The following is a 10611-nucleotide window of genomic DNA, read 5'->3' on the forward strand; positions in this document are numbered from 1 at the left end:
TCCGGAGCCGTGCCACGACAGGACGGGGCCTCCGAGGCTACTCGCTGCTTTCTCTCTTCAGGAGCTTCACGAGGGCCTTTTCCGCCCGGTGGAGGGAACGGCGCTCGACGAGGCGGTCCACGGAAGCGACGGTCGCCGGCAGCGCCCGGCCGCGCTCGAAGCCGTCGAGCACGGCGGGCGCGATGTACGAGGCGCGGCAGACCGCGGGCGTGTTGCCGAGCCGATGCGCGGTTTCCCGGATCGCCGCCGCGATCACCCGCCGCCGTCCTCGCTTCGTCTTCGGAGCCTCGCCCGCCCGGCGGGCGAGCAGGTTCGCGCAGATGAGCGTTCCCGCCCACGTGCGGAAGTCCTTCGCGCTGAAGCTACCTCCCATGACCTCCTTGATGTACGCGTTGACCGCCTTGCGGCTGGCCGCGACGACTTTGCCTCCCCCGTTCCGGTACTGGAAGACCGTCCTGCCGGGAAGCTTCAGGCATTCCCGGACGACGCGCAGAACCGCGGAATTCGCGAGCTCGACCGCGTGCTCCTTTCCCGACTTCCCCCGGAACCGCAGGCGGAGGACGCCGCGGCCGTTCTCGACGTGCTGGCGGCGCAGCGTGACGAGCCCGTAGGAATCGTTCTCCTGCGCATACTGCCGGCTCCCGGGACGCAGGTATCGCGTCGCCATGATGCGGACGATCGCCGCGAACACCTTCTCGCGCGGAAGGCCGGGAATCGCGAGGTCGCGGGCGATCCCGGCCCGCAGCTTCGGCAGCGCGCCGGCGAACGCGATCATCCGTCGGAGCTTCTGTCGCTCCCGCTTCTTCACGCGCGCCTCGTGGTACCGGTACTGCCACCGTCCCGCCGCGTCCCGGCCGATCGCCTGGAGCCCGGCGCTCGGGCTCGGGTCGATCGCGACCTCGGTCCACGCCGGAGGGAGCTTCAGCCGGTGGATGCGGTCGAGGTCGTCGCGCGAGACGGGGCGCCCGTCCGCGTGCCGGTAGCGAAATCCGCTGTTGGCGGTCCCCAGCCGGCGGATCCCCTCGTTGCCGAGCTTCTCGATGCGCGTCATCCGCGCCAGCGATTCTTCCAGGGAGGGCGGGGCGCGCGCTCGAATCGCCGGACGGCGAGCGCCGCCCCCTCATGCGCCCCGTTCGAGTCGAGCCGGCAGCCGTCGAGGTCGAGCAGAACGGCGGAAAACGGCGGGTTCCAGGAGCTCACCGGAAGGCGGCAATGCAGGAAACGTTCCCTTCGTGGCACGTCACGTGCAACCTCCGGAAAGGAGGGCCGTTGTGCGCGCCTCCCCGCGCGCCGGCGCCCAGCAGGAGGTGTCTCATGAAGAGTCGCGCCGCCATCGGAAACCATCCCATCCACCCCGCCCTCGTCGCCCTCCCCATCGGGGCGTTCTTCCTCGCGTTCGTGGGCGACGTCGTCCACGCGGTGAGCGGGTCCGATTTCTGGTACACGATGTCGTACGCGTGCATCGGGATCGGCGTCCTCGTCGCGCTCGCCGCGGCCGTCTTCGGGTTCATCGACTACTTCGGGGTGCGGATGAGCCGCGCCGCGGGGCGGCTCGCGACCGTGCACATGCTGCTGAATCTCACGGTCGTCGCCCTCTACGGGGTCACGTTCTTCCTTCGCCGCAACGGCGCCGCGCTCCATACGTCGCGGTGGCCGCTCGCGTTCATCATCGAGCTCGTCGCCTTCGGCACCCTGGGCGTGTCGGGGTGGATCGGCGGAAACCTGTCCTTCGAGCACAAGGTCGGCGTGGTCGAATGGACCGACCCGGAGGCCAACGAGATCGGCCAGCGCGAAACGCGAACGACCCGGGCGTCCTGACCGGGGCGTGAGAAGCCGGCGGCTCGCGCTCCTCGTCGCCGAGATGGGCGATCTCCGGCCGATGACCGATCCCGTGGATCCGCGGGACTCCCGGTGAAGGTCGTCGCCGTCTCCTTCGCGCGATGAGGAAATCGCACCGCATCGCGGTCTCCGGCGCTCTCGCCGCCGCCTTCGCGCTCGCGGCGACGCCGGCTCGCGGCGCCACGGTCTCGGGGACGGTCGTCGCGCCCGGCGGGTTGCCGGCTGCCGGAGCGCGCGTCGCCGCGCGGACGGCGGAGGGAGCGGCCGAAACGACGACGGGAAGGGACGGGACCTTTCGACTCGAGATCGCCGGACCTCCGCCGTTGACCATCCGCGTCGAGGCGGCGGGATATCCGCCGGCCGGGAAGACCGTTGCGGAGGCGGAGAGTTCCGGCCTGACGATCGCGCTCTCCCGGCCCACGGTCGCCGAAGAAATCACGGTGACCGCGACGCGAACGCCCCGGCCCGTCGCCGACACGGCCGCCCCCGCGACGATCGTCCCGCGCGAGGATCTCGAAAACACTCCCGCCCCGGCGCTCGACGACGCTCTCCGACAGGTGCCCGGGTTCTCGCTCTTCCGCCGGTCCGGCAGCCGCACGGCGAACCCGACGTCGCAGGGGGTTTCGCTGCGCGGTCTCGGGGCGTCGGGAACGAGCCGCGCTCTCGTGCTCGCCGACGACATCCCGATGAACGACCCGTTCGGCGGATGGGTGTACTGGGGGCGCCTTCCCGAGATCGGACTCGACCGGGTGGAGGTCGTCGAGGGAGGCGGGTCGGACCTCTGGGGCAGCGCCGCGCTCGGGGGCGTGATCCGCCTCGTCCGGCGCGACGACGCCTCCCCGGCCGTACGAGCCGAGGCGTGGGGCGGCTCGCCGTCGTCGGCCGACGGGTCCCTTCGCGTCGCGGGCGCCATGGGGCCGTTGCGCGCTTCGGCGGACGCCGAGGTCTTCGCGACGGACGGCTACGTCGCAGTCGCTCCCGAAGAGCGCGGCCCCGTCGACGTCCGCGCGGGCTCGCGGCATCGAGCGTTCGAGGCGACTGCGGAGGCGACGGCCCTCGGCGGCTCCCGGCTCTTCGTCCGTGCGTCGCGGTATCTCGAGGACCGCAGCAACGGAACGCGGCTCCAGCGCAACGACACGGAAATGACGCAATGGAGCGGCGGCTTCGACGGTGCCGCCGCCGGCGGAGCCGCCGCTCTCCGCGGCTATCGGAGCGACGAGAGGTTCCACCAGACGTTCTCGGCGATCTCGGCGGACCGGACGTCGGAGACGCGGACGTCGCGCCAGGCCGTTCCCTCCTCCGCGACCGGCGGGTCGGCGCAGTGGGCGCGCGCGATCGGAACGGTGCACGAGCTCGTGGCGGGCGCCGACTTCCGCGAGGTCGAGGGGACGTCCGAGGACACCGCGTTCCTCCCGGCCGGGCCGGCCCTCCGGCCGTCCGGGGGAAGGCAGCGGAGCGGGGGCGCGTGGCTCGAGGACGTCGCCGCTCTTTCGCCGCGCCTCACCGCGACGGCGGCCCTCCGCTTCGACGCATGGTCGAACCTTTCGGGCCGCACGTTCGAGGGCGGCGCGCCGCTCGCCCTCCCCGACCGTTCGGCGCGATCCTGGAGCCCGCGCGCATCCGTCGTCTGGGCCGCCACGCGGAGCGTGTCGCTGACGGCCGCGGGGTACCGTGCGTTTCGCGCGCCGACCTTGAACGAGCTCTACCGTCCGTTCCGGCTCGGCAACGTCCAGACGCTCGCCAACGCCGATCTCGCTCCGGAGACCGTCACGGGCGTGGAAGCCGGGGCCCGCTGGCAGAGCCTCGACGGCCGCCTTTTCGCGCGGGCGAACCTCTTCTGGACCGAGCTCCACGACGCCGTCGGCAACGTGACGCTCGCGACGACGCCCTCGCTCATCACGCGCCGCCGCGAGAACGTCGGCCGGGTGCGCGACCGGGGCGCCGAGCTCGCGGCGGACGCGCGCCTCTCCTCCGCGTGGAGCGTCTCGGCGGGGTATCTCCTCGCCGACTCCCGCGTCGCCTCGTCGACGACGAACCCGTCGCTCGTCGGCAAGCGCGTTCCCCAGGTGCCCCGCGACCAGGCGACCCTTCGGGTCCGGTTCGCGCGGCCGTCTCTCGCCGCGATCGTGCTCCAGGCCCGCTGGTCCGGCCGCCAGTACGACGACGACGCCAATGCCTTCCGTCTCGGGACCGCGTTCACGCTGGATGCGCTCGTCTCGCGCGAGCTCTTCGGGGGAGGAGAGATCTTCGCGGCAGTCGAGAACCTGACCGACCGCCGCAACGAGATCGGGCGCACCCCGGTGCTCACGCTCGGCTCGCCGCGCACCTTTCGCGCCGGGCTGCGCTGGCGGATCTGACCGTCGGTCCTGTCGTAACATCGCCGCGTTGTCCGACGCCGACGCCCGCCGGGACCGAACGTACCGGGTCGCCCTCGGAGGCGTCCGCGTGCCCGCCGCGACGCTCGCGATCGCGTTTCTCGGGCGCTCTTCGTTCTCGCTCCTCCTCGATGGATGCCGGCTTCGGGCGCTCCGCGCGAGTGGGCGCGGGAGTATCCGGGCGTCTCGTTTTCCGAAGTCGAGGGAACGGTCGTGAAGGTCGTCGCCTCCGGTCGGTTCCCGTGAGCTGGGCCGATCGCCTCCCCCGAAGCGTCGTGCGCGGACTGCTCCGCGCGTGGCCCGGGCCGACCCGCGACCGCATCGAGCGCCTCACCGGGCTCGACGAGGCGAAATGGCGCGACCTCGCGCGACTCTTCCCGGCTCTCGGCGCGGATCCCGGCGCCCTCGCCGCCCGCGCCCGCCGCACCTTCGCGCTGCTCGCCTGGCACGAGCTCTCGCGCGCCCGGCCCCGGCCCCGATGGGACCCCGCTCCCCCCCCGCGCGCATCCGAGCTCCTCCTGACCGCCCACGCCGGCAACCTCCGGATGCTCCGCTACTTCCTCCGGAGCGCAGGGATCCCCGTCGCGACGATCGTCGACGAGACGCATTTCGGGAACCCGAAATGGCGCCGGCTGAACGAGTGGGTCGAGGAGCGCTTCCCCGCCCGGTTCCCCCACACGCTCTCCTCCCGCGAGCCGCACCGCCTGCGCGCCGCGCTTTCCCGCGGCTCATTGCTCGCGGCGATCGACCGCATCCACCGGCCGCCTCCCGGCGCGGACGACCGGTCCGCGCGCGTCCCGTTCCTGGGAGGCTCCCTCGAGATCGAGCTCGCGCCGCTGCGTCTCGCGCGTCTGGCGGGGGTCGCCGCGCGACCGGTCTTCATCACGGCGCCCGACGCCCGTCTGACGATCACCGTCGGCGAACGCCTTCCCGGCGACGAGGCCGAAGCCGCCCGGGCGTTCGGCGACCTCCTCGACCGGACGGCCCGGGCGTCGCCCGGGGATTTCGACGGCTTCACCCATCGCTATCTCGCGGGGAACGCGGCCGGCTCGTGACCGCGGCCGAGCCGGGACCGCTCCCGCCGGGGCTGGATTTGCATCCCTCTTTCTGCCATGATCCGCCGGCAGGACAAGACATGGAAATTTCAATTCGCGAGGATGGACGCGTCCGGATCGTGTCGGTGACGGGCGATCTGGTGATCGGGGAATCGGAGGCCTCGTTCAAGAGGGCCGTCACGCGCCTGATCGACGAAGGTCACGTCGATCTCCTTCTCGATCTCGGGAAGGTCGGCATGGTCGACTCGACCGGGCTCGGCGCGCTCGTGCGGACGTTGACCACGGCCCAGAAGGAAGGGGGGCAGGCGAAGCTCCTCGCCCCGCCGCCGAACCTGAAAAAGCTCCTCGAGATGACCCAGCTCGACTCCGTTTTCGACATCCACCACGATCTGGAGGAAGCGGTCGCGAGCTTCTGACGAGGGACCATGTCGGAAGAGCCGGACACCACTGAACCCGAGGAACCCGCCGAAGGCGCCTTCGCCGCGGCCCTCTCCGAGCTCCTCGCCTGTGAGACGCTCGCGCAGACGTGCGGCTGGGCCGCTCGATGGCTCCAGGAAATTCCGGGCGCCGACGCCGCGCTCGTCTGGACGCCCGATCCCGTCCAGCCGATCTTCACCTGCACCGGCGCTTCGGGAGAAGGGCTCGGCCGGCCGCTCCGCCGCTCGGTGCCGCGCGGCGACGGGTTCGTCCGGCGCCTGGTCCGCGATCACGAGCCGTTCGCGCTCTCCGCCGCCGAGCTCCTCGTCACCGACGACCCGTGGCTCGCCCCGTTCGTCAAGAGCTTCGGCGCCTGCCTCGCCCTTCCGCTCGAGGCGGAAGGGGGCGTCGCCGGCGTCGCGGCCGTCCTCTTCACCGATCCGGCCACGGATCCCCAGGCGGCTCTCGAAGCCGTTTCCGCGTTCGTCCCCGACGCGGCGCTCGCCGTCGCCCGCGGCCTCCGGCAGGACCGCAAGACGGCCGGAATGCTCCACGCGATCGAGCGCCTGACCAACCTCTACGACCTCTCGAAGGCCTTCGGCTCGACGATCGAATGGGACGAGCTCAACGCGATCATCGCCCGGAAGGCGGTCGACTTCGGCAACGGCGAGGTCGCGTCCCTCTGGATCCTCGAGGGCGACGAGGGGGAGATCTCGCTGGCGGCGACCGCGGTGAACGAGAACTACGAGATCGAGAACGCTCCGGCGGCGGTGGGGGCGGCGATCGTCGCCGATCTCGTCACCGCGCGGGAAGACGTGCTCGACAACGAGGTCGAGGGCCCGATGCGGAGCGAGAACGCGCCGTACGAGATCCGGTCGCTTCTCGCCGTCCCGTTGATCGAGGACGAGGCTCCCGTCGGCGGGCTCGTCGTCGTCAACAAGAGGGGACGTCATCCCCGCTTCTCGGACGCCGACCGCGAGCTCCTCGTCGACCTCGGACACCAGGCCGTGCGCGCGCTCCGGAACGCGCGCCGGTACCTCGCCGAACAGAAGGTCGAGGAGCTCGACGCGCTCCTCGCCGTCAGCCGCGAGATCACCTCCACGCTCGATCTCGACCGCGTCATGGGCACGGTCGTGAACGCCACCTCCGCGCTGATCCCGTTCGACCGGTGCGCCCTTTCGATCGTCACGCGCGGCAAGCTCCGGCTCGGGGCGGTCTCCGGCGCGGCGGAGGTCAACCGGACGGACCCGTCGATCCGCCGCACGGAGGAGCTCCTCGAATGGGTCTTCGGCGCGGGCCATCCGATCTCGGTCCGCCGCGAAGAGGACGGGTCGATCGTCGCCGACCGCCCGGAGACGGAGGAGAAGTTCCGCGCGTTCTTCGAGGCCTCCGGGATGAACTCTTTCCACGCGGCGATCCTCCAGGACGAGGAGGGAAAGCTCGGCGTGATCGGCTTCGAGGCGTCCGAGCCGGTGGACTTCGACGAGGACGCGCGCGATCTCCTCCAGATCGTCGTCAACCAGGCGACAGTCGCGCTCCGCAACGCGCAGCTCTATCAGCAGGTGCCGCTCGCCGGCTTCTGGAAGCCTCTCCTCGAAAAGCGGCGCAAGCTCGCGGCCATCCCCGGACGGAAGAAACGGGCCTGGGCGATCGGCGCGGCGGTCGCCGCTCTGACCCTCGTCGCCGTGCCGTGGCGCATCCGCATCGAGGGGCCGGTCCGGATCCTCCCCGCGCGGGAAGCGAGCGTCACCGCGTCGGTGCCCGGGGTCGTGCGCTCCGTGCTGCACCGGGAAGGCGACCGCGTCGCCCCCGGAGACGTCGTGGCCGTCCTTCACTCCGACGGGTTCGCCGCGGACGAGGCGCAGGCGAAATCGGACCTCGAGATCGCCCGGAGCGAGCTCGCGCGCGCCCGGAGCGACAGCGACCCGTCCGCCGCGTTCCAGGCGCAGGCGCGCGTGCACGAGGCCGAGGCCCGGTACGAGGAGGCCCGCCAGCAGCTGAGCGACACGGATCTTCGCGCGCCGGTCGGCGGCGTGATCGTCACTCCCCATCTCGACGAGAAGCAGGGCGTCATGCTCGCCGCGGGAGCCCCCTTCTGCAGCATCGCCGACGCGTCGAAAATCACGGGAGAGATCGCGGTGCCGGAGTCGGAGACGGGGTTCCTCCGCGTCGGCGAGCCCGTGGATCTCAAGCTCAATTCGTTCCCCACGCATACTTTCCGCGGAACGGTCGAACGGATCGGCGCCGCCGTGCACGCGGAAGGCGAGCAGCGCTTCCTCATCGTCGAGGCGCGCTTCGACAATCCCGGCCGCGAGATTCGTCCCGGAATGCTCGGCAAGGGCAAGGTCCTCACCCAACGCCACAGCCTCGGCTTCGCGATCTTCCGCAAGCCCGCCCGGTATCTCTGGGCCCGGCTCTGGCCGCTCATTCCGTGAGCCTCGCCTCCCGGGCCTCCGCCCTCGCCTCCGCCTCCCCCACCGGAAAGGTCGCCGAAGCGCTCGCCGCGCAGCACGCGAGCGGCGCGGATCGGCCGCGTCTCCGGCCGGAGCTCACGATCCGCAGGCTCGTGCATGCCGGCGAGGTCAGCTGGGGCGTCAAGAACCCGGAAACGCTGAAGGTCTTCAACTTCGACGAGGGGGAATGGGCGCTGATCTCCCTCTTCGACGGGACCCGAACCCGGAGCGAGATCCAGGACGCGTACAACGCCGCGCACCCGGGGGGCGGAATCCCTCTCGCGACGGTGCTCGATTTCGAGGAGTCGCTCCGGAAGATGGAGCTCCTCGAGCAGAAGCGCGCCGAACGCAATCTCGCCCTCCTCGAGAAGCTCCGAAACGCGCGCAAGCGCAAGGCGGAAGAGAAGGAGGAGGGGTTCAACATCTTCCTCATCCCTTTCCACGTCATGGACCCGAACCGGCTCCTCGAGCGCACCGTCAAGTACGTGCGCTGGCTCTGGAGCCCGCCGGTCGTGGCGGCGGGAATGGTCGTGTTCCTGCTGACGGCGAGCGTGTTCGTGGCGCGCTTCTCGACGATCTGGACGCAGACGATCGAGCTCTACCATTTCCTGGGGAAGCCGTTCTGGGATTTCGTGCAGTTCTTCCTGATCATGACCGCGATCGGCGCGGTCCACGAGTTCGGCCACGCGTTCGTGATCAAGATCTACGGGGGCGACGTCCACGACATCGGCTTCGCGCTCTTCTACATGACGCCCGCCTACTACTGCGACTCGACCGACGCGTATCTCTTCACGAACCGCTGGCACCGCCTCTGGGTCGCGCTCGGCGGCATTTACGTCGAGTGCTACATCTGCGCCATCGCGACCGGGCTCTGGGTCGTGTCGTACCCCGACACTCTCGTGCACGAGCTCGCCTACAAGACGATGCTCTACACCGGCGTCTCGACCGTGTTCTTCAACATCAACCCGATGGTGAAGACCGACGGCTACCACGTGCTGTCGAGCTTCCTCGACCTCCCGCAGCTGCGCGAGGAATCGTTCCAGTACGTCGGCGCCCTCATCCAGAACCGTCTGCTGCGGCTGCCCGTCGAGGTCCCGATCCTCTCCCGCCGGAAGCGGCGGATCTACCTGATCTACGCGCCGCTCGCGCTCGCCTACACCGCGATGATCATGTGGCTCATCGGGCAGCTCTTCTACAACCTGTTCCGGCACGCCTCCGTCGAGCTCGCCGGCGTCCTCGCGACGATCACGTTCGTCTGGGTGTTCCGAAAGCGCGCGCGGATCTTCATCCACGTGCTCCGGATGTTCTATCTCGACAAGAAGGAGTACCTCGTGTCGCCGAAAATCCGCCGCCGTCTTCTCGCCGCCGCGGCCGCCGCGGCGATCGTGCTCGCGCTGCCGCTCTTCCGCGAGCCGATCTCGGCCGATGTCACGCTCGCGCCGCTCCGGCTCGCCCGAATCGAAGCCCCGCAGGCCGGCTTCGTCTCCCGCGTGCTCGTCCACGAGAACGATCCCGTCCGGCCCGGCCAGCCGATGTTCGGGATGACCAGCCCGGACGTCCAGGTGGCCCTCGCCGCCGCCTCGTCCCGGGCGCGCGCCTACTCGGGCGCGGCGGCGGAGAGTCGCGCGGAAGGGGACATGGCCGGGGCCCACGCGGCCGACGAGAAGGGCCGGGCGGCCGAGGCGTCGCTCTCGGCCGCCCAGGGACGGGCGCGCCTTCTGACGATCGCGAGCCCGGAGCGCGGGAGGGTCCTCACACGGCGGGTCCAGGACCTGGAGGGACGCTACGTCGAAAAAGGGACTTTGCTGGCGGAGGTCGGAAGCGTCCAGGCCCTCTCGGCGGCGATTCCGGTTTCCGAACGGCTCGTCGGCGATCTCGCGCCGGGAGAGGCGGTCTCGCTGCGCCTGCCGTCACGGCCGTATTCTCCGGTGCGGGGAACCGTCGTTTCCGTCGCGCCCGCCGCGGCGTCGTACAACAGCCCGGGAGCGGCGCGCGCGTCGCTCCTTCCCTCGGGCGTCCCCGACCGGTTCATCGCGATCGCCCGGTTCGAGAATTCCGGCGGCGACCTGCTCCCCGGCATGGCGGGAGAGGCGCGGATCTACACCCAGCGACGCTCGTATCTCGCAAGGATGGGTCGGGTCGTCTGGCGCTGGGCTCGAACCGTCATCTGGTGAAAAACGAGAGCGCCCCGGCTTTCGCCGGGGCGCCTCGAGCTTCCGATTCTCGCGAAGCAGGCGCTTCGCGTTTCCTGCTGGGTTAGACCGACTTCCCGGAGAGCGACTTCCCGGAGAGCGACTTCCCGGAGAGCGACTTGCCCGAAAGCGACTTCCCGGACATCGACTTGCCGGAGAGCGACTTGCCGGACATCGACTTGCCCGAAAGCGACTTGCCGGACATCGACTTCCCGGAGAGCGATTTGCCCGACATCGACTTGCCCGAGAGCGACTTGCCCGACATCGACTTGCCGGAGAG

The 10611-nt window shown here is 70.7% G+C and carries 9 protein-coding genes; 6 read left to right on the forward strand and 3 right to left on the reverse strand.

Annotated features, from left to right (window positions below):
• Positions 1-37: 37 nt before the first annotated feature.
• Both VKH46_02370 and VKH46_02375 read right to left on the reverse strand, forming a co-directional pair.
• Positions 38-1051, reverse strand: a complete 1014-nt coding sequence (locus VKH46_02370; GenBank protein ID HKB69657.1) for a DNA topoisomerase IB — start codon at positions 1049-1051, stop codon at positions 38-40.
• Positions 1048-1239: a hypothetical protein gene (locus VKH46_02375; GenBank protein HKB69658.1), complete on the reverse strand. Its 192-nt coding sequence runs from the start codon at positions 1237-1239 to the stop codon at positions 1048-1050. Before VKH46_02375 ends, VKH46_02370 begins: the two co-directional genes overlap by 4 nt.
• A 75-nt stretch (positions 1240-1314) precedes the next feature.
• On the opposite strand from VKH46_02375, the gene VKH46_02380 reads away from it, so the two are divergent.
• The 6 genes from VKH46_02380 to VKH46_02405 all read left to right on the forward strand — a co-directional run bounded on the left by VKH46_02380 (position 1315) and on the right by VKH46_02405 (position 10313).
• Positions 1315-1818, forward strand: coding sequence for a DUF2231 domain-containing protein (locus VKH46_02380; GenBank protein HKB69659.1), 504 nt, complete (start codon positions 1315-1317; stop codon positions 1816-1818).
• Between the two features lie 122 nt (positions 1819-1940).
• The gene (locus VKH46_02385) at positions 1941-4196 is read left to right on the forward strand and encodes a TonB-dependent receptor (protein ID HKB69660.1); all 2256 of its coding nucleotides are present in this window, start codon (positions 1941-1943) and stop codon (positions 4194-4196) included.
• A gap of 260 nt (positions 4197-4456) precedes the next feature.
• Complete coding sequence (locus tag VKH46_02390) at positions 4457-5269, forward strand: hypothetical protein (protein ID HKB69661.1); 813 nt, start codon at positions 4457-4459, stop codon at positions 5267-5269.
• Positions 5270-5349: 80 nt separating this feature from the next.
• Positions 5350-5685, forward strand: coding sequence for an STAS domain-containing protein (locus tag VKH46_02395; GenBank protein HKB69662.1), 336 nt, complete (start codon positions 5350-5352; stop codon positions 5683-5685).
• 9 nt (positions 5686-5694) lie between these two features.
• Positions 5695-8121: a GAF domain-containing protein gene (locus VKH46_02400; GenBank protein HKB69663.1), complete on the forward strand. Its 2427-nt coding sequence runs from the start codon at positions 5695-5697 to the stop codon at positions 8119-8121.
• Entirely contained in the window at positions 8118-10313 is a 2196-nt protein-coding gene (locus VKH46_02405) for an efflux RND transporter periplasmic adaptor subunit (GenBank protein HKB69664.1), read from the forward strand. The genes VKH46_02400 and VKH46_02405 overlap by 4 nt, the downstream gene beginning before the upstream one ends.
• 82 nt (positions 10314-10395) lie before the next feature.
• On the opposite strand, the gene VKH46_02410 is transcribed toward VKH46_02405, so the two are convergent.
• Positions 10396-10611, reverse strand: a 216-nt coding sequence (locus VKH46_02410) for a hypothetical protein (protein HKB69665.1), incomplete at its 5' end; no start/stop codon positions are given.

The organism is Thermoanaerobaculia bacterium (assembly GCA_035260525.1).
Lineage (GTDB): Bacteria > Acidobacteriota > Thermoanaerobaculia > UBA5066 > DATFVB01 > DATFVB01.